Annotated in this window: 15 protein-coding genes; 5 read left to right on the forward strand and 10 right to left on the reverse strand. The window is 72.1% G+C overall.

Annotation, left to right across the window (positions count from 1 at the left end; translation table 11 throughout):
- Nucleotides 1–11: 11 nt before the first annotated feature.
- From ACWEN6_RS05945 to ACWEN6_RS05960, 4 genes are all read right to left on the reverse strand, one after another.
- Entirely contained in the window at nucleotides 12–1,964 is a 1,953-nt protein-coding gene (locus tag ACWEN6_RS05945) for an NADH-quinone oxidoreductase subunit 5 family protein (protein WP_452569181.1), read from the reverse strand.
- 94 nt (nucleotides 1,965–2,058) lie between these two features.
- A complete protein-coding gene (gene nuoK / locus ACWEN6_RS05950) occupies nucleotides 2,059–2,448 on the reverse strand; it encodes an NADH-quinone oxidoreductase subunit NuoK (RefSeq protein WP_452569182.1) in 390 nt (129 codons plus the stop codon).
- 1 nt (nucleotide 2,449) lies between these two features.
- Entirely contained in the window at nucleotides 2,450–2,989 is a 540-nt protein-coding gene (locus ACWEN6_RS05955) for an NADH-quinone oxidoreductase subunit J family protein (RefSeq protein WP_354838085.1), read from the reverse strand.
- The gene (locus tag ACWEN6_RS05960) at nucleotides 2,986–4,143 is read right to left on the reverse strand and encodes a 4Fe-4S binding protein (RefSeq protein WP_452569183.1); all 1,158 of its coding nucleotides are present in this window, start codon (nucleotides 4,141–4,143) and stop codon (nucleotides 2,986–2,988) included. Before ACWEN6_RS05960 ends, ACWEN6_RS05955 begins: the two co-directional genes overlap by 4 nt.
- Nucleotides 4,144–4,390: 247 nt before the next feature.
- Here ACWEN6_RS05960 and ACWEN6_RS05965 point away from each other — a divergent pair, with 247 nt between their 5' ends.
- The 3 genes from ACWEN6_RS05965 to ACWEN6_RS05975 all read left to right on the forward strand — a co-directional run bounded on the left by ACWEN6_RS05965 (nucleotide 4,391) and on the right by ACWEN6_RS05975 (nucleotide 8,201).
- On the forward strand, nucleotides 4,391–5,449 hold the full coding sequence (locus tag ACWEN6_RS05965) for a hypothetical protein (RefSeq protein WP_452569184.1): 1,059 nt from the start codon (nucleotides 4,391–4,393) through the stop codon (nucleotides 5,447–5,449).
- 47 nt (nucleotides 5,450–5,496) lie between these two features.
- Nucleotides 5,497–7,155 (forward strand): protein kinase domain-containing protein, encoded by a 1,659-nt coding sequence (locus tag ACWEN6_RS05970; RefSeq protein WP_452569185.1) that lies wholly within the window; start codon nucleotides 5,497–5,499, stop codon nucleotides 7,153–7,155.
- 89 nt (nucleotides 7,156–7,244) lie between these two features.
- Complete coding sequence (locus ACWEN6_RS05975) at nucleotides 7,245–8,201, forward strand: MBL fold metallo-hydrolase (RefSeq protein WP_452569186.1); 957 nt, start codon at nucleotides 7,245–7,247, stop codon at nucleotides 8,199–8,201.
- A gap of 36 nt (nucleotides 8,202–8,237) precedes the next feature.
- Here ACWEN6_RS05975 and ACWEN6_RS05980 read toward each other — a convergent pair whose 3' ends face one another.
- On the reverse strand, nucleotides 8,238–8,837 hold the full coding sequence (locus ACWEN6_RS05980) for a TetR/AcrR family transcriptional regulator (RefSeq protein ID WP_354838075.1): 600 nt from the start codon (nucleotides 8,835–8,837) through the stop codon (nucleotides 8,238–8,240).
- 171 nt (nucleotides 8,838–9,008) lie between these two features.
- Between ACWEN6_RS05980 and ACWEN6_RS05985 the strand changes: the two genes are divergently transcribed.
- Nucleotides 9,009–10,208, forward strand: coding sequence for an FAD-dependent monooxygenase (locus tag ACWEN6_RS05985; protein WP_452569187.1), 1,200 nt, complete (start codon nucleotides 9,009–9,011; stop codon nucleotides 10,206–10,208).
- A 77-nt stretch (nucleotides 10,209–10,285) separates the two neighbouring features.
- Entirely contained in the window at nucleotides 10,286–11,032 is a 747-nt protein-coding gene (locus tag ACWEN6_RS05990; protein ID WP_452569188.1) for an SDR family NAD(P)-dependent oxidoreductase, read from the forward strand.
- A 200-nt stretch (nucleotides 11,033–11,232) separates the two neighbouring features.
- Here the strand turns inward: ACWEN6_RS05990 and ACWEN6_RS05995 are convergent, their stop codons facing one another.
- The 5 genes from ACWEN6_RS05995 to ACWEN6_RS06015 all read right to left on the reverse strand — a co-directional run bounded on the left by ACWEN6_RS05995 (nucleotide 11,233) and on the right by ACWEN6_RS06015 (nucleotide 18,200).
- Complete coding sequence (locus tag ACWEN6_RS05995; protein ID WP_452569189.1) at nucleotides 11,233–15,096, reverse strand: hypothetical protein; 3,864 nt, start codon at nucleotides 15,094–15,096, stop codon at nucleotides 11,233–11,235.
- A 137-nt stretch (nucleotides 15,097–15,233) separates the two neighbouring features.
- On the reverse strand, nucleotides 15,234–15,803 hold the full coding sequence (locus tag ACWEN6_RS06000; RefSeq protein WP_452569190.1) for a DUF2690 domain-containing protein: 570 nt from the start codon (nucleotides 15,801–15,803) through the stop codon (nucleotides 15,234–15,236).
- A 237-nt stretch (nucleotides 15,804–16,040) separates the two neighbouring features.
- Nucleotides 16,041–16,997: a complex I subunit 1/NuoH family protein gene (locus ACWEN6_RS06005; protein ID WP_452569191.1), complete on the reverse strand. Its 957-nt coding sequence runs from the start codon at nucleotides 16,995–16,997 to the stop codon at nucleotides 16,041–16,043.
- The gene (locus ACWEN6_RS06010; RefSeq protein WP_452569192.1) at nucleotides 16,990–17,673 is read right to left on the reverse strand and encodes an NADH-quinone oxidoreductase subunit C; all 684 of its coding nucleotides are present in this window, start codon (nucleotides 17,671–17,673) and stop codon (nucleotides 16,990–16,992) included. Before ACWEN6_RS06010 ends, ACWEN6_RS06005 begins: the two co-directional genes overlap by 8 nt.
- Entirely contained in the window at nucleotides 17,670–18,200 is a 531-nt protein-coding gene (locus ACWEN6_RS06015) for an NADH-quinone oxidoreductase subunit B (protein ID WP_452569193.1), read from the reverse strand. The genes ACWEN6_RS06010 and ACWEN6_RS06015 overlap by 4 nt, the downstream gene beginning before the upstream one ends.
- Nucleotides 18,201–18,239 lie beyond the last annotated feature (39 nt).

An 18,239-nucleotide genomic window follows, 5' to 3' on the forward strand; every position in this document is an offset into this window, starting at 1 on the left:
GCCGACCGCGCTCATCCCAGCACCACCGCTCCGATGACGATGATCAGGACGCCGGCGAGGACGCCCGTCAGGTACAGCTGCGCGTTGCCCGTCTGGCCGCGCCGCAGCAGGCCCGAGACGCCGACCGCGAGCCTTCCCGACCCTTGGACGGCCCCGTCCACGACCGTGTCGTCGGCCCGGGCGACGGCTCTCGCCAGCCACAGGACAGGGGCGACGAACAGCCGGTGGTACACCGCGTCCACGTAGAAGGCCCGCTCGCACGGCGTCCGCAGCGGCCCGAGCACGCGGGCCGGGTCGGCCGCCGGGTCGGCGCGCCAGGACGCGTACACGACGCCCGCGCCGAGCAGCGCCACGAGCAGGCTGATCACCGCCGAGGACCACTCGACCAGGCCGGCGCCGGCGAACCCGAGCAGCAGAGCCGGGACGACGAGGACGCCGATCGGCCACAGCATCGACGCCGGAGCCTCACGCCCGTCCCAGACGTGGGCCACGCCCGGCTCGGGCTCCGGCAGCGGGACGTGGCGCACGCGGCTCGCCCCGAAGAACGTGCGGAGCCACGCGCGGGTCGCGTACGCGCCGGTCACGGCCACGGTCACCAGGGCGCAGGCGTACAGCAGCCACGCGGCGGCGTCGGTCAGCGGCGCGGCTCCGGTGGCCGCGTGCTCGATGGCGGCGAGCACGGCGTCCTTGCTGAAGAACCCGCTGGCGGGCGGCAACCCCATGAGGGCGGCGAAGCCGATGGTCATGGCCGGGAAGGTGAGGGTCATGGACCGTCGCAGCCCGCCCATGTCGCTCATCAGGTTGGAGCCGACGGCGTGGATCACCGCTCCCGCGCACAGGAACAGCAGCGCCTTGAAGGCGCCGTGGGTGACCAGGTGGAAGATCGCGGCCTGGTCGGACCCGGCGGCCAGGGCGCCCGCCATGTACGCGAGCTGGCTGATCGTCGAGTAGGCGAGCACCCGTTTCAGGTCGTCCTGGGCCAGGGCGGCCAGCGCCGCGCCGAGCATGCCGAGGGCGGCCATCACGGCGAGCAGGTCCAGCGAGGGACGGGCGCCCAGGAACGCCGGATACAGCCGGGCGACGACGAAGATGCCGGCCGCGACCATCGTGGCGGCGTGGATGAGCGCGCTGATCGGCGTGGGGCCCGCCATCGCGTCCGGCAGCCAGGTGTGCAGCGGCACCTGGGCGCTCTTGCCGGCCACGCCGAGCAGCAGGAGCAGCGTCGCCGCGACCAGCGTGCCGGTGGACATGTGGGGCACCCGGTCCAGCACCGTGGAGACGCGGAAGCTCCCCGCGGCCAGGCCCAGGGTGAACAGGCCGAACAGGAAGCCGACGTCGCCGACCCGGGTCACCAGGAACGCCTTGACCGCCGCCCGCGAGTTGGCGCGGTCCTCCCACCAGTGGCCGATGAGCAGGTAGGAGCACAGGCCCATGACCTCCCAGCCCACATAGAGCACCAGCAGGTCGGCGGCGTAGACGACCAGCAGCATGGCGCTGGTGAACAGGCTGATGAACGCGCTGTAGGAGGGGTAGCGGCGTTCGTCGCGCATGTACCCGGTCGAGTAGATCTGCACGGCGAGCGCCACGCACCCCACCAGCACCGCGATGACGGCGGCCAGTTCGTCGACGCGCAGGCCGATGGTGATCGGGGCGGCTCCGGTGCCGACCACCGACAGGGTGCTCTCGATGGCGCCGGCGGGCTGCCGGGGGCCCTCGTGCATCGGGACGTAGGTCGTGAAGCCGGACGGCAGGTCGCCGAGGTAGGTCACCAGCACCCAGACGGCGAGCACGGTGGCGAGCGCCGTGGGGGCGACGGCGAACCACGCCGCCCTCCGGTACACGGCCCGATCGACCGTCCCGGGCGGCCGGCCGCGGCGGGGCAGGCGGGTGCCCAGCAGACCGGCCACCGCACCGAGGAAGGGCAGCACCACCGCCACCGCCGCGAGCCCGGGCAGAGCGTTCATGCGCCACCGCCCACGACTCCGGCGTCCGCGGCCCTCATGCCGTGCCGCCTCGGGCTTGGATGTGACCGCAGCTCAGCCCGCACGGCCCCGGCGCTCATGCCGCACCGCCTCGGGCCGGGATGGTCTCGGCGTCGTGCGGGCGGTCCTGTGAGCCGGGGGCCGGGTCCGGGTCCGGATCCGGATCGGCCAGGTCGCGGAGGCGGTCGATCTCGACCGTGCGCCGGTTGCGGAACACCGCCAGGACGATCGCCAGCCCGACGCCCAGCTCCGCCGCGGCGATCACGATGACGAACAGGGTCAGCACCTGCCCGCCGTGCAGGGCGTCCTTGAGCCAGACGTCGAAGGCCACGAGGTTGAGGTTGACGGCGTTGAGCATCAACTCCACCGACATGAGCACGAGGATCGTGTTGCGCCGGGCCAGCACGCCGTACACGCCGATCGAGAACAACAGCGCGGCGAGCACGACGGGATAGACGACGTGCACGTCAGTCCTTTCCGCCGATGTCGGTACGGGAGAGCACGATCGCGCCGATCAGCGCCGCCAGCAGCAGCACGGAAAGCGCCTCGAAGGGCAGCACCCAGGTGCGGAAGATGCTCGCCCCCAGTGGCTTCGCGGCGCCCTCGCCCGGCTCCAGCGGGGCGTAGGCGGTGCGGAAGCCGTCGATCACGGTGGTGACCAGGACGGCGGCCGTCGCCACGGCGACCACCGCGGCCACCGTCTTGTTCCCCGAGTCCAGGTCGGTGGACGGGCCGATCGGCGCGCGGGTCAGCATGACGCCGAACAGGAGCAGCACGACGACCGCGCCGACGTAGATGAGCACCTGCACCCAGGCCACGAACTCGGCGGTGAGCACCAGGTAGCACCCGGCGAGCGCGCCGAAGGAGACGACCAGCCACAGGGCGGCGTGCACGATCTGGCGCGTGGTGACGACGAGCAGCGCCGCCCCGGCCGCCACCACGCCGAGCAGAAGGAAGACGATCTCCTGCCCCGTGGGGGGCCACAGGCCGGGCGGCGCGAAGCTCACGACTCCCCCACCGTCCCCGTATCCGGCCGCCCGTCGGACGGCCCTGGCTCCGGTCGCGCCTCGGACGCCCCTGGCTCCGGCCGCCCGTCCGACGGCCCTGGTTCTGGTCGCACCTCGGACGGCTCCGGCTCCGGCCGCCCTTCGGACGGCCCTGGCTCCGGTCGCGCCTCGGACACCTCCGGGCGCTCCCCTGTGCGCGGCGCCGCCTCCGGTCTCCGTCCCGGCTCTCGGCTGGTCCGCGGTCCCGGCTCGGAGCCGGTCTCCGGACTCGGAGGCTCCGCGGCCTCTTCCCGGGCGGCGGGGGGTGGGACCGCAGGGGGTGGGGCTGCGGAGGGTGGGGCGGCGGGCTTCTTGGGGAGCGCGCCCGGGGGCCTGATCGCGCGGACGGCGGCGTGCGCCGTACGTCCCGGCGACGCCCCGCCCGCCGTGGCCCCCGGTCCGGCGGCCCCGGGCTGAGCCTCGGAGGCAGCCGCGGGCCGAACCCCTGACGCGGCGGCAGCGGGGGCGCTGGACGGGGCCGCGGGCGGGGAGCCGGAAGAGGTCTCGGACGGGGCGGCGGCACCGGCCGAGGGCTGGGCGGGGCCGGAGGCGGCGCCGGGGCGGTCGAGGGCGGGGCCGGAGGCGGCGCTGGGACGGTCGGGGGCGGGGCGGGAGGCGGCGCGTTCGGCGGCGGCGATCTCTTTGGGGGGCTCGGCGTTCGGCTCGTGCGCGGGCGGGATCGGCACCGTCTGCGCCCACTCGCCGAGCCGGTCCTTCTCGTGGAGGAGGTTGCGGATGTCGTACTCCGCGTACTCGAACTCGGGCGACCAGAACAGGGCGTCGAACGGGCACACTTCGATGCAGATGCCGCAGTACATGCACAGGGAGAAGTCGATCGCGAAGCGGTCGAGCACGTTGTGGGCCCGCGGGCGTCCCCCCTCGGGGGCCGGCGCGGTCTCCTTGTGGGAGTCGATGTAGATGCACCAGTCGGGGCACTCCCTGGCGCACAGCATGCAGACCGTGCAGTTCTCCTCGACCAGGGCGATGACCCCGCGGCTGCGGGCGGGCAGATCAGGCTGCACTTCCGGGTACTGCCGCGTGTCCGCCCTGTTCAGCATGTGGCGGAAGGTGACGGCCAGACCCTTCGCCAGCCCTTCTCCTGGTATACGAGCCACGGTTCAACATCATGGCGCACATACGCTCCCCCGTGAATGCACGAGCCCCGGCCATCTCCGGGTTTTCCACAATCATCACGATTTCGGGGGACTAATCGGCCTGGGCATGTGGTCCTTGTGGCCGATGCGGGAGCCTACCGAAGGCCGTATTGTTCGCCGTATGCACCCCACCAACGGCCACGGGGGCCCAGGATCGGGGCCACCGGGAGGCTCTTCCCCCCAGCCTGGTGATCAGAATGGGCCGACGGTGCCACGTCCCCACCAGCTGGATCCGAACGGCCCCACGGCCCCCCGGCCCCGCCAGGCGGCCCGGCCGTTGCCGGAGCAGGGACGGCCGCACCAGGAGCAGGGACGGGCGCACCAGGAGCAGGGCCAGCCGTGGCCCGGCCAGGACCGGCCGCGCCCCGCGCAAGACCCCCCACAGAGGCAGGGGCCCGCACAAGGGCAGGGGCCCGCGCGGGGTCAGCGTCCCCGGCCCGAGCAAGGACGTCCCCCGTACGCCCCGCCGAACCCACGGCCGGCCGCCGACCCGTTCTTTCCGCCTCATCTCGACCAGCACGGCCTGGCCCCCTACTCCCGCCCGGCGCCCCCCGGCCCATACGGCGCGCCGGGGCCCGCCGGCCCGCACGGCCACCCCTACCAGCCGCCGTTCCCGCCCCGCGTCCCACCGCCGGCGCCGTCGGGCAACAGCGCCGCGAGCGTCCTGTGGGCCCTCGCGCCGCTGCTGACCTGCGGCGCCGCCACGCCGTTCACCATGGCTTACGCGGCGGCGAAGCTGCGCAGCACGATGCTGGCGCTGTCCGCGGCGATCTACGCCATCGGCATGGTCGCCGTCGTGGTCGGGCTGGCGGACAACGGCTCCGACTTCGCGGAGGCCCTCGCGGTCATCGGCTCGACCGGCAGCTGGCTCGTCGGCACGATCCACTCGCTGGTCATTCGCAGGAAGGTCTTCGAGCGCACGGAGACCCCCAACGACCATGCCGTGGCCTTCGCCCAGCACCGCCGCGAACTGCGCCAGCAGGCCCGCGAGCTGGTGGAGCGCGACCCGTCGCTGGCCCGTGAGCTGCGCATCGGGCGTCCCGACCTGCCCCGGCAGTACGACGACGGCGGGCTGGTCGACGTCAACCACGCGCCCGTGAACGTGATCGCCGGCCTGCCGGGCATGACGCCCGAACTCGCCGAGCGCGTGGCCGAGGTGCGGGCGAACGTCGGCGGGTTCATCTCGGCCGAGGACATGTCCATCGCCGTCGACCTGCCGCCCCGTCTCACCGCCGAACTCCTGGAGATGACCATCTACCTGCCCTGACCGGCAAAAACCTGCACAAGCCCGTCTATCCCCGTAATCTTCGCGATATGCACCCAGGCAGGCCCGCGCAGACCACCACCGCGATCAGCTTCGTATGGGCGCTGGCTCCGGTGTTCACCTGCGGATTCGCGACGCCCTTCACCATCGGGTACGCGGCCTACCGCAAGCGCGCCCCGATGATCGCGGTGGCGGCGATGCTGTACTTCCTCAGCCTCTTCGTGATGTTCGTGCTCATCGTCGCCTATGACAGCGTCGACAACTACCCCGACTGGGCGGGCCTGCTCATCGTCGTCGGGCTGTTCACGAACTGGATCGGCGGGCTCATCCACTCACTGGCCATCCGCACCACGGTGTTCGCCCCCAGGGTCGCCGCCGCCGCGCCCTACCCGCCGCCGCGCCGGGACCACCACCCCGCGTACGCGCAGGGGCCCTACCCGCAGCGCCCCGCCTCCGGGCCCTACCCGCAGCAGAATCACAACCCCCACCAGCATCCCGGCCAGAACCACGCCCAGAGCCGGCCCCACGCCCAGCGGCGGCCCGAACCCCCCTACCACCCCGGCGCCGTCCCCCCGCGTCATCCGGGCCAGGACTCCCACCCGTGGTCCCAGCACCAGCGGCCGCAGGACCAGCCGCAGCGGCCGCCGCAGGACCGGACGCGCTTCCTGACGCAGCAACACCAGGGACCGGCGGACCGGGCGCCGCAGAACCAGGGAACGCACGACCGGGGGTCGCAGGACCGAGCGCCGCAGAACCTGGCGCCGCAGGACCAGGGGCGGTATCCGCTGGACGGGCGGCCTCAGGACACCCCGCCCTCCGTACCCCCCTCAGCCGTGAACGCGCCCGTGGCGGCCCAGGTCACGGCCCCCGGCCCGTCCGGCTCGCGGGACGTCTCGACGATCCCCACCCAGGCGCCCGGCCCGCTGCCCGCCGGTGAGCCCGCCCGCATCGGCCGCTACCGCCTGATCGGCAGCCTCGGGCAGGGCGGCCAGGGCTCGGTGTACCTGGGCGAGACGCCCGACGGCACCCGGGTGGCCATCAAGATCCTGCACGCCCGGCTGGCCGCCGAGAACGGCGCGCAGCAGCGTTTCCTGCGCGAGGTGGAGGCGGCCCGTCGCGTGGCGCCGTTCTCGACGGCCCGGGTCATCGACGCCGACGTCGCCGACGAGCGGCTGTTCATCGTCAGCGAGTACGTCGAGGGCGCGTCGCTCGAGCAACTGGTCCGCGACCGCGGCCCGCGCGGCCACGATGGCCTGGTGCGCCTGGCGCTGGGGACGGCAGGCGCGCTCGCCGCGATCCACCGGGCCGGCATCGTGCACCGCGACTTCAAGCCGAGCAACGTCCTGATCGGCGCGGACGGCCCGCGCGTGGTCGACTTCGGCATCGCCCGCGTGCTGGACAACGCCACCGCCACCGGTAGCGGGGTGCTGGGCACCCCGGCGTACATGTCGCCGGAGCAGGTCTCGGGCGAGCGCGTCGGGCCGGAGTCGGACATCTTCAGCTGGGCCGCCACGATGGTGTTCGCCGCGACCGGCCGCCCGGCCTTCGGCGAGGACAACATCGCGGCGGTGTTCCACCGCATCTTCACCAAGCAGCCCGACCTGTCCGCGCTGCCGGAGGCGCTCGCCCGGGTGGTCGGCACCTGCCTGGACAAGCGGCCGGAGAACCGTCCCAGCGCCTCGGACGTGATGCTCGCGATCGTGCAGTGACCTGCGGAGGGCCGACCGAGGGACGACGCCGGCGGAGGAGGTAGATTGCCGTTCGCGCTGTTCGTCGTGTTCCGCCTACCGGAAGAGGTGTGAGGGTCATCTCTCAGCAGCCCGTCGATGCGACGCCCGACGCCGCCGCCCTGCACGAGGTCGTCCCCGGCGTGCTGGCCTGGGTCCAGCCGGACGGGACGTGGTGGCTGAACAACGCCGGAGTGGTGACGGGCGACGACGGCGTCGTCCTGATCGACACCTGCGCCACCGAGGGGCGTACCCGCCGCCTGCTGGACGCCGTGCGCGGGGCCACCGGCGACGCCCCGGTGCGCGTCGCCGTCAACACCCACCAGCACGGCGACCACGCCTACGGCAACAGCCTGCTGCCCGATTCCACCGTCATCGTGGGGCACGAGGCGATGCGCGAAGGGCTGCGGGTGGACCCGATCATCGACGGGTGCCCGCCGATCTGGGCGCCGGTGCCCGACTGGGGCGGCGTGAGGCGCCGGTTGCCGTCCATCACGCTGCGCTCGGAGCTGACGGTGTTCACCGGCGAGCGCCGGGTGGAGCTGCGCCACCCCGGATACCCCGCGCACACCACCGGCGACGTGGTCGCCTGGCTGCCGGAGGAGCGGGTGCTGTTCTCCGGGGACCTGGTCTTCCACGGACTGACGCCGCTGGTGTTCATGGGGTCGGTCGAGGGGGCGCTGCGGTCGCTGGACTGGATGGCGGCCTTCCGGCCCGACCATGTCGTCCCCGGGCACGGCCCGCTGGTGGACGCGCGGGCGCTGCCGGAGGTGCTGGCGGCCCACGAACGGTACTACCGCCTGGTGCTGGACACCGCCGACCGCGGGCGCAGGGACGGGCTGACGCCGCTGGAGGCGGCCAAGCGGTGCGACCTCGGCGAGTTCGCCGGGTGGGCGGACTCCGAGCGCCTGGTGCTCAACCTGCACCGCGCCTACCTGGACGCGGCCGGGGGCGGCGAGCTGGACCTGCTTCGGGCGTTCGGCGACGCCATCGCCTTCCACGGCGGCCCTCTGCCGACCTGCGTCTGATCGGGCGCGACACCCCGTGTCCGGGGCACGACGGGCTCAGCCGGTCGTGCCCGTGGCGGGGTGCAGACCGCCGGCGAGGAGCTGGAGCACCTCGACCAGGTCGCTTCCCGTCGGGACCGCCCGCGGGTCCACCAGCCACTGCGCCGCCAGGCCGCTGAGCATGACCTGGTAGAGCGCGCCGATCTTCTCGGCGGTGTGCTCGTCCGCGCCCACGCCGAGGTCGCCGATCAGCTCCGCCAGGCCGAGGCGCGCCTGCCGCCCGGACTCGGCGAACGCCTGGCGCAGCTCCGGGGTCTTGTCCATGTGGGCGACCAGCTCGAACTGGACGGCCCACAGCGGCCGGTTCTCCTCGAAGGACCTGACCACGGCCGTCCAGGCCGCCTCGAACCGCTGCCGCGGGGTCGCGGCCGGGTCCACCTGCGCCGACAGGATGCGGCCGAGATCTTCGCCCCACTCTTCGAGCGCCTGGAGCAGGGCCGCGTTGAGCAGCGCCTCCTTCGAACCGTAGTGGTAGCCGATCGCCGCGAGGCTCACCACTCCCGAAGCCGCGGCGATGTCGCGCGCCGTCGTGCGCGCGTACCCCTTCTCGTACAGGCAGCGCTTGGCGCCCGCCAGCAGGTCTTCTCGATTGCCCATGGCACCGAGTCTACACGCGTCTCATACATATGTCTCGTACATATGTATTGCACATCTGACTGATACAGATGTACTGTTCGAGCGGAACAGCACGCCGGGCCCGCACAGGGCCCGACGGACGAACGCCGAGGCCCGCGCCGAGCGGGAACGGCCGAGCCGATGGAGCCCCCCATGAAGAACCGCACCGTCCTGATCTCCGGCGCGGGCGTCGCCGGCACCGCGCTGGCCTACTGGCTGCGCCGCCACGGCTTCGCGCCCACCGTCGTCGAGCGCGCCCCCGCACTGCGGGACGGCGGCTACAAGGTCGACCTCCGCGGCGCCGCGGTGGAGGTCGTCCGGCGCATGGGCGTGCTCGACCAGATCCGCCGCGAGCGCACCGACGTCCGGCAGGGGTCGTTCGTGAACGCCGCGGGGCGGCGGGTGGCGAGCATGGAGGGCGACGACTTCGGCGGCCGGACCGGCGAGGACGCCGAGATCCTGCGCGGCGACCTCAACCGCATCCTGTACGACCTGACCAAGGACGACGTCGAGTACCTGTTCGACAGCTCGATCGCCGCCGTCGCCGACACCGCGGGCGGGGTGCGCGTCACCTTCGACAGCGGTGAGACCCGCGAGTTCGACCTGGTGGTGGGCGCCGACGGCCTGCGCTCGGTCACCCGCCGCCTGGTCTTCGGCCCCGAGGAGGACTACGTCCACGACCTGGGCTACCACGTCTCGATCTTCAGCGTCGGCAACCACCTCGGCCTCGACCGCGAAGAGGTCACCTACGTCTCCCCCGGCCGCACCGCGCTGATGTACAGCACCGCCAAGGACACCGGCGCCAAGGCCATGTTCCTGTTCGCCTCCGGCCCGCTCGACTACGACCGCCGCGACCGCGAGCGCCAGCAGAGCCTCCTGGCCGCCGCCTACGCCACCGACACCTGGGAGGTGCCCCGGCTGCTCGCGGCGATGAGCTCCGCGCCGGACTTCTACTTCGACTCGGTGAGCCAGGTGCGCATGGACCGCTGGTCGAAGGGCCGCGTGGTGCTGCTCGGCGACGCCGGATACTGCGCCTCCCCGGCCTCCGGCCAGGGCACCAGCCTCGCCCTCGTCGGCGCGTACGTCCTAGCGGGCGAGCTGGCCGCCGCGGGCGGCGACCACGGGGCCGCGTTCGACCTCTACGAGAAGGAGATGCGGCACTTCGTGGAGGAGAACCAGAAGCTCGGGCCGCAGAACGTCAAGCACATGGTGCTCGGCAGCAGGGGGCTGATCCGCTTCCAGATGACGATGCTGCGCATCATGCCGTACATGCCGGGCAAGGACCGCGTCATCGCTAAGATCCTGGAGCCGATCCACAAGGCCGCGAACGCCATCTCCCTCAAGGACTACTGAGGCGGCGGCTCCCGGAACGGCGCGGAGCGGAATGAATGATCTAGTAGTGCCACAAACGCCACCAAAAGAGGGACGAGATGGAACAGCGACGTGTGGTGGTCTCCGGAGGAGGCACCGGCATCGGCCTGGCCACGGCGGACGCCTTCGCCGCGGAGGGAGCCCAGGTGGTCATCCTGGGCCGGCGCGGCGAGGTGCTGAGGGAGGCGGCGGCCAGGCTGAACACCGCCTACGACGCCGACCTGGTGAGCTGGCGGGCCACCGACCTGTCCGATCCGGCGCAGGCGCAGGAGGCCGCCGAGGCGATCGCCATGCAGGGCCCGGTCGACGTGGTGGTCACCAACGCGGGCGGGAACGTCGCCGCCTCCGACGACGGCACGCTGGCCGGCATCGCCGAGGGCTACCGCCGCAACTTCGAGGCCAACGTGCTGACGGCCGTCCTGCTCACCGAGGGCCTGCTGCCGTACCTGCGGCGGCCGGGCGGACGCGTCGTCCACCTGTCCTCGATCGCCGCCCTCCGCGGCCCGGGGTCCTACGGCGGCGCCAAGGCGTCCCTGCACGCCTACACCTACGAGCTGGCGCAGCGCCTCGGGGCCGAGGGGATCACCGTGAACGCGGTCGCCCCCGGGTACGTCGCCGACACCGAGTTCTTCGGCGACCGCGCGACCCCGGAGTTCGTCCGGTCGCGCGTCGACCAGACCCTGGTCGGCAAGCCGGGCACGCCCGCCGAGGTGGCGGCCGCCATCAGGTACCTCGCCTCTCCGGAGGCCGGATACGTCACCGGCCAGATCCTGCACATCAACGGCGGCACCGTCTTCGGCCGCTGAGTACCACAGCCTGATTTCGTGATGCTGGAACCAGCGTCGCCAGTAGTGGCTGCGGCGGGCGCGGGCTTGGCGTTGTCGGCGACGCGCCCTGAACATCCTCTCCGAGCGGCGTCCCCTCAGACCACCTCACCATCGGCCAGGCCTCAACCGCCGCGCACCGGCCGGGCATGGGAACCCTGCGGAGCCGCGCCGCCTGACCGTCAGTCAAGGTGGTCGCGGATCAATCGGGCGTAGGCGTCGGTGCCCAAGCCTTTGGGGTGGAAGGACTCCCGGCTGGCGCACACACCGACGCTCAGCCAGAGCCAGCAGGGGCTGTGTTCGAGATCGCCGGGGTGGTAGTCGCCGTCGCCCTTGGGAGCGATGACGGCGTTGTTGATCCATTCCTCGCCGTTGCCGCACGTGCCGTGGTCGCCGAACCCCTCGATGGCGGCGGCGTAGGAGACACGATCGACGCCCGCTATGTTCAGCACCTCATGGTTCGCGCGGGAATTCAGGTAGTCGACCAGGTACCTCAGGGCCACGCGTTCACCGAGGCTGAACAGCGGGCACGTGTCCGCCGTGCCGAACAGGTACGGATACCCGACGAGCACGATCTGGGCGGTGGGAGCCCGATCCCGGATCTCCTTCACGGTGTTCACCAGATCCGGCATGCTGGCGTCGATCAGGGTCCCGAAGTACTGGCCGAACGCGACCCCGTCGATGTTCTCGGCCCGGCAGTCGAGCTTGGAGACGCATAGCTCGATGGCGTCGGAGAACCCGTCGCCGTCGTTGCCGCCGATGGTGAGCATGACCAGCGTGGTGTACGGGGTCAGCACTCCCGAGTCGACCTGGGAGACCTCGCGAAACTGCCCGTCGCCCCGGGGCCAGGCGCTCGAGGTGTCAGAGCGGACGCCGGAGGTCGTGGCGCCTGAGCAGGCGACGAACCCCAGCTCCACGCCGGTGCTCCAGCCGTCCGACAGCTGGCCGAGCGGAGCAGAGGTGCCGGGCAGCACCAGTTTGCGGCCCCAGGCGTTCGCGCTGCGGCGGCAGGCGTTCCAGCGGGTCTTCCCGTGTTCGGCGTCGCTCTCCGCGTAGTAGTCGCCGGCGCCCTCCCCTGAGGAGTAGGAGTCGCCGAGCACCGCGACCTGGTCGCGCGGTTCGCCGGGCAGGGGCTGGAAGGCCACCGCGTCGAAGGCGACGTCCTCCTCCCCGTAGCCGTCCATGGTGACGCTACTGAGCCGTACCCGTGGCGTGCCGCTGACCGGATGGACGCCGAGTGACACCCACGTGTTGGCCAGCCGCGCCTGCGACAGGTAGCGGATCGGCTTGCCGGCGGCGGAGCGTGTGGCAGAGTCGGGGGCGAAGCCGTTTCCCGTGTCGATCGCGTAGCGTGCCTGCTGGGTTTGCGCGCCGTGGTCCGGCAGGTGCACCAGCACCCGCATCCATCCGCTGAGCGGCCGGTCCAGCGTCCAGGTGCCGGTCACCTTCAAGGTGCCGCCGTTGGCGCCGCTCGTCCTGGTGTGCCCGAAGTAGAAGTGGCCGGCGTAACCCGCGCCGAGCTGGTGCAGGTCGATCTTGGCGGGATAATGGCCGTTACCGTCGCCGGCGAACGACAGGGCGAAGGAGCCCGATGAACCGGGATGGACGCACCCCGCCCGGGCCGGCGGGATCGACGCGGGCAGGTCGTCGACCACCAGGGCGTTGAGCGGCAGCCAGTTCCTGGTGCAGTTCGGCGGATAAGAGTCGCCGTCCTCCTGGTAGGCGTAGCCCGGGTCGAACCGCAGCAGCTCGTTGCCACACGTCGCGTCGCAGTCTCGCTTCCACGTGCTCGGCTGGTGGTACCAGCACTTGGAGTCGGTGCGACCGCACGCGGCCCTCCCCGCGGCGGGATCGCACTCGTTGGTGGCGTCGCAGAACTGGTACACCGGCGGTTTGACCTCTCGCCGGTTCTGCACGGAGGTGATGCTGTCACCAGCCCACCACGCGGCCCGGAAGCCGTATACGAGGGTGCCGGGCGACTCGACCGACTCCAGCGGGTGACCGGCGAATCCCAGCACCTTCTCCGGGTAGGGCCAGTTCTGCGGTTCGGCCGCGTCGGCGTAGGTGTACTCCATGAACGGCCGGCGAGTGACGTCGTACTGGGGGTTGAGCGGGTTGTTAGCCCAGCCGACCCCCCACGCGCCGTTGTTCGGCTGCCCGAACTTGTCCACACCGAACTTGTTCGACTCAGGGTAGTAGCCCGAGTTGTAGGCCCAGATGGCGTAAAACCAGTTCTCCAGCTTGCGGCTGTCGCCGTTGTTGATGACCAGACCGCCCTGACGCGTCTCGTTCCACTTGCGGCCGAGCAGTTGCACGCCCGCGGCGACGTTGGCGGCGAAGTCCAGGGCGATCGCCCGCTGGGTCTGGTAGGGCAGCGCCGTCTCGCCCGGAAGGGTGCGGCCGGCCAGGCGCATGCCGTCGGTCATCTGGGTGACCCCGTAGCCGCAGTCCGCCTTCGCCCAGTCGATGTCCCACGCCGTGATCTCACCGTCGGAGGTGTAGGTCAAGCCGTAGTAGTTGCCGATCAGAGGGTTGGCCGTCACCCCGGGCAGCGCGACCCGCGAGGCCTGCCACAGGTTCGACTCCTGCGCCAGGATGCCGAGCACAACTTGGGCCGGGATGTCGCTGTTCGGCGCGCCCGACAGGGTGGTGCGCGGGAACAATCCCTGCGGGCTGTACTCCGGCATGGCCAGCCCCTTCCAGCCGGCTGGGCGCCGTACGGTCAGCGCGCCGCGCACGGCCTGGTCGGCCGCCCATTCGACCTGCCGCGGTTTGGGCTGGGTGGCCTGGTTGCGGGGGTCGTTACGGGCGACCGAGCAGGTGCGTTCCTGCTCGACCGGGTCGGTCGGGTCGGCGGCCCGGGCCGCCGGGTTCCGGGATGCCTTCGCCTTCAGAGCGAGGGCGGGGTGGGCCGCGCGGCCGGCGACGGACGCCGTGTCGGGCTCGGTGCCGAGGGCCAGTCTGCTCCCGGTCCCGGTGGCGATCATGTCGATCCGCACGTGCCGGGCGGCGGCCGGATCTCCGGCCGGGGCCCGGGGGTCGGGCCGCCTGTCGTGGATCACCTGCGTCACCGCCGCGTGGCCGGCCGAGGACACCCCGGTCCCCTTGGGCACGCCGAGCCGGGTGACCGTCGTCGGCAGCGCCCGCTCGGTGGTGAGATCTCCGGTCAGGTAGACACGTCCCGCCGCGCTCTCGATGCCGATCTCGGTCAGCGGCCCCTGGCCGAGGGTGACCACCGGGGAGCCGGAGGCGGCCGAGGAGAGCCTGCGCACCCGCGCCCCGGCCGGCGTGTGGTCCAGGTAGACGACGCCCTCCTCGGCGTCCACCGCCAGATGCGAGGGCACGGACGTGGCTGAGGCAAGTTCGGTACGGTGCCCTGCCGCGTCCAGCCTCACCAGGCGGAGGCCGTCGGCGGCGACGATGGCCTCGCCCACCGGCACGGCGGAGGTGAGCTGACCGCTCACCTCAAGCGGCCTGCCCGGCATGGCCGTGGTGGCGTCCACCCGGATCAGCCGCGTCCTGGCCATGCGCTCCCCACCGCCCTGGCTGAGCACCGCGCTCTCGCCGTCGCCGCAGCCGGGGTTGTGATACGCGATCGAGGACTGCACGGGAACCTTGCGCACCCCGCCGTCCGTGAGGTCCACCACGGCGGTGAATCCGCCCCGGTTGAACAGGTCGTCCCTGTTGGTGAAGGTCCGGGGCGCGTAGACGATGACCAGGCGACGGCCCGACCGGGTCAGGCAGGCGTTGCCGATCCACTGGTCGGCGTCGAATCCCGGCTCCGACAGGGTCGTGACCGTCCGCCACGCGTACCCCGCCCGCTCCTCGGCGACCAGCACGTGGAAGCCGTCGGCGTCGCCGATCGTGGTCCACGCCCGGTCCTCGGACGTCCGCCACTGCCGGCCGAGGAGCCGATCACGCTGGGAGTCCTCGACGGCGCTTGGGACGGGCTCGGCCGGCACGCCGGGTCCGGGCGTCACGTCCTGCGCCTCCGGCCCGGGCGACGCGGCCCGCGCGGGAGGCGGAGTCAGCAACAGGGTGGTCACGACCAGTACGCGAAGCGCACGCGAGATCCCACGCCGCATCGGAGCCTCCAGGGGTAGGGCCGCCCTCCGCGCGGTGCGCCGGAGGCGTGGGGATCAGGCCCGGTGCCCGGCGCGCGCCGGGCACCGGGCACTCGCGATCAGGCGTAGGACGTGCAGTAGGTCGGTCCCCAGGGATCGCCGCCGATCCCGTAGATGTTCCGCCAGCAGGCCCGGACGTAGCGATACCCGTTGAAGCCGATCATCTTGGTGTAGCCGCTGAAGGTGCCGCTGGCGCCGTTGCCGATGTCCTTCGAGTACCCGCGCAGGTAGTTGTAGTCTCCGTCGTACTCCCGGATGTAGGCCCGGCGGTAGATTCCGCTGTAGGTGTCGACCGTTATACGCGTCCACTGGGCGTTGCACGCGGGTGAGTACCGAAGTTCAAGGGTGATGGCTCCGCCGACGGTGTCGTAGCGCGTCCTGGTGTTCCAGGCATCGGCGCCACATCCCTGGGCCTGCGGGTCCTTGCCGGTACAACTGGAGTTGTTGCACCCGACCGCCTGCACCGAGACGGCCGGGTCGTTCTCCGGGGTCGGGGTCGGCAGGGCGGTCTGCTCCGACGTCGGAGTGGCCACCGGTTCTGGATCCGCGTACGTCGGCGGCGCGCTGATCAGCGCGATGACGGCGGCGATGACAAAGGCCGCTACTCCTGTGGCTCCACGCATCCTCATATCGGCTCGTCGTTCCTCTCGTCCAGCGCGCCTTCGGCCGCTCTTACCGCCAGACGCTACGGACGCCGAGTGACCGGGTCGTCCAACCACGGGTTGGAGTCGGGGGTAAACCTTGGCGGTAGGCGCGCCAAGCCGTGGACGCCGGAGAACAGACCCTGCGGTTGACGACACCAGGCTGCGGGGCCTGCTCAGAGGGAGCGGGTGAGGCGGACTGCTGTCTGGTTGGAACTAGGCCGCTCAGCCCGCCAGCAGGACCTTCACGACACCGGTGAGGGCCAGTTGGACCAGGGCGAGGGGGACCAGGCCGATCCAGGCGAGCTTCTGGAGCTGGTCGGCGCGGAAGCGGGGGAAGCTGACGCGCACCCAGATCACCACGAACGCCAGCGCGAAGATCTTGATCAGCGTCCAGACCGGGCCGGGCAGCAGCGGCCCCTGCCAGCCGCCGAGGAACAGCACGGCCGTCAGCGCCGACAACACCACGATGCCGACGTACTCCGACAGCAGGAACAACGCGAAGCGGATGCCGGTGTACTCGGTCATCGGACCCATGATGATCTCCGAGTCGGCGATCGGCATGTCGAACGGGGGCCTGCGCAGCTCGGCGAGGCCGGCCACGAAGAACACCACCGCGCCGATGAGCTGCCACGGCAGCCACCACCAGCGCCACGCCTCCACGATGCCGGGCAGCGACAGCGTGCCCGCCGCCATCGCCGCCGAGGAGGCCGCGAGCACCAGCGGCAGCTCGTAGGACATGAGCTGGGCCGCCGCCCGCATGCCGCCGAGCGCGGAGTACTTGTTGGCCGACGACCACCCCGCCATGATCGAGCCGAGCACGCCGACGCCCATCACGGCGAGCACGAAGAACACCCCGACGTCCAGGTCGGCGCCGAACAGGCCGGGGCCGACGGGGATGACGGCCATCACCACCAGGTAGGGCACCAGCGCCACCGCCGGGGCGATGGAGAACACCCACCGGTCGGCCGCCGCCGGGATGACGTCCTCCTTCTGGGCGAACTTCACCCCGTCGGCGATGAGCTGCGCCCAGCCGTGGAAGCCGCCCGCGTACATGGGGCCGAGGCGCGACTGCATGTGGGCCATGGCCTTGTGCTCGGTCTGGCCGACGATCAGCGGCAGCGTCAGGAAGGCGATGACGATCACCGCGAGGCGCAGCGCGACGTCCAGCACCTCAGCCATCGCCGTCCTCCCGTCCCTGCGAGCCGGCGGCCGGGCCCGCTTCGGGCCCGGGCCGTTCAGTGCGCTCAGGCCCCGCCGGGGGCCGCCGGGGCGGCGTTTCGCGGACGGCGCGCGGGCCCCGCACCGGCGGGGGCGCGGAGGCGTTCGGCCCCCAGTCGGCGGGGACGCCGGGCGGCAGGGTCTTGCGGCGGCTCGGCGAGCCCGCGCCGGACTCGCCGGGCTCCTTGGCGCCCGGCCACGGCTTGGCGACGCGGGCGGCGAGGATGAAGTCCTTGCGGAGCGGGTGCCCCTCGAAGCCGTCGGGCAGCAGCAGCGGCACCAGGTTGGGGTGTCCCTCGAAGACCACCCCGAACATCTCGAAGGTCTCGCGCTCGTGCCAGTCGGCGCCCCGGTACACGCCCGTGGCGCTGGGCAGCCGCGGGTCGGCGCGCGGCACGCGGGTCCTGGCCAGCAGGTGGACGTGCTCGACGGGGTCGAACAGGTGGGCGACGACCGAGAAGGCGTCAGGCGGTTCCTCCACGCCGGTCAGCCAGTCGAAGAACGCGCACCCGAGGCCGTCGCGGGCGAAGGTGAGCAGGTCGACCCAGTCGCCGGGGGCGACGTCCACGGTGAGCTGCCCGAAGGCGTCGGAGAGCTCGGCGCGGTCGCCGTAGCGCTCCTCGATGGCCGCCCTCACGCCGTGCCGCCCTGCTCGGGGGCGGCGGCGTAGCGGTCGCCGAGGGACTCGCCGGCGATCTTCTCCTGGAGGCGCATGATGCCGTGCAGCAGGGCCTCCGGGCGGGGCGGGCAGCCGGGGACGTAGACGTCGACCGGGATGATCTGGTCGACGCCCTTGGTCACGCAGTAGGAGTCCCAGTAGGGGCCGCCGGAGTTGGAGCAGGCGCCGAAGGAGATCACGTACTTGGGGTCGGGCATCTGCTCGTAGAGACGCCTGACGGCCGGGGCCATCTTGTCCGAGACGGTGCCCGAGACGATCATGAGGTCGGCCTGCCTGGGCCCGTTGGCGAAAGGGATCACGCCGAACCTGATGAAGTCGTGGCGGCTCATCGAGGTGGCGATGAACTCGATCGCGCAGCAGGCCAGCCCGAAGTTGAACACCCACAGTGAGTAGCGCCTGCCCCAGTTGAGGATGAAGCGCATCGGTTTCGGGGCGAGCCGGGACACCGGCCCGACGGTCGGCATCGGGAGATCGCTGGCTGCCATGAGGGCATTGTCTCCTTTCCGGCACCTCCGTGCGAGTGC

Source organism: Sphaerisporangium sp. NPDC004334, from assembly GCF_053602655.1.

Coding starts and splice junctions, on each gene's coding strand:
- ACWEN6_RS05945 (WP_452569181.1), bottom strand. CDS start 1,964: ATGAACGCTCTGCCCGGGCTCGCGGCGGTGGCGGTGGTGCTGCCCTTC.
- ACWEN6_RS05970 (WP_452569185.1), top strand. CDS start 5,497: ATGCACCCAGGCAGGCCCGCGCAGACCACCACCGCGATCAGCTTCGTA.
- ACWEN6_RS05980 (WP_354838075.1), bottom strand. CDS start 8,837: ATGGGCAATCGAGAAGACCTGCTGGCGGGCGCCAAGCGCTGCCTGTAC.
- ACWEN6_RS05985 (WP_452569187.1), top strand. CDS start 9,009: ATGAAGAACCGCACCGTCCTGATCTCCGGCGCGGGCGTCGCCGGCACC.
- ACWEN6_RS05990 (WP_452569188.1), top strand. CDS start 10,286: ATGGAACAGCGACGTGTGGTGGTCTCCGGAGGAGGCACCGGCATCGGC.
- ACWEN6_RS06000 (WP_452569190.1), bottom strand. CDS start 15,803: ATGAGGATGCGTGGAGCCACAGGAGTAGCGGCCTTTGTCATCGCCGCC.
- ACWEN6_RS06005 (WP_452569191.1), bottom strand. CDS start 16,997: ATGGCTGAGGTGCTGGACGTCGCGCTGCGCCTCGCGGTGATCGTCATC.
- ACWEN6_RS06015 (WP_452569193.1), bottom strand. CDS start 18,200: ATGGCAGCCAGCGATCTCCCGATGCCGACCGTCGGGCCGGTGTCCCGG.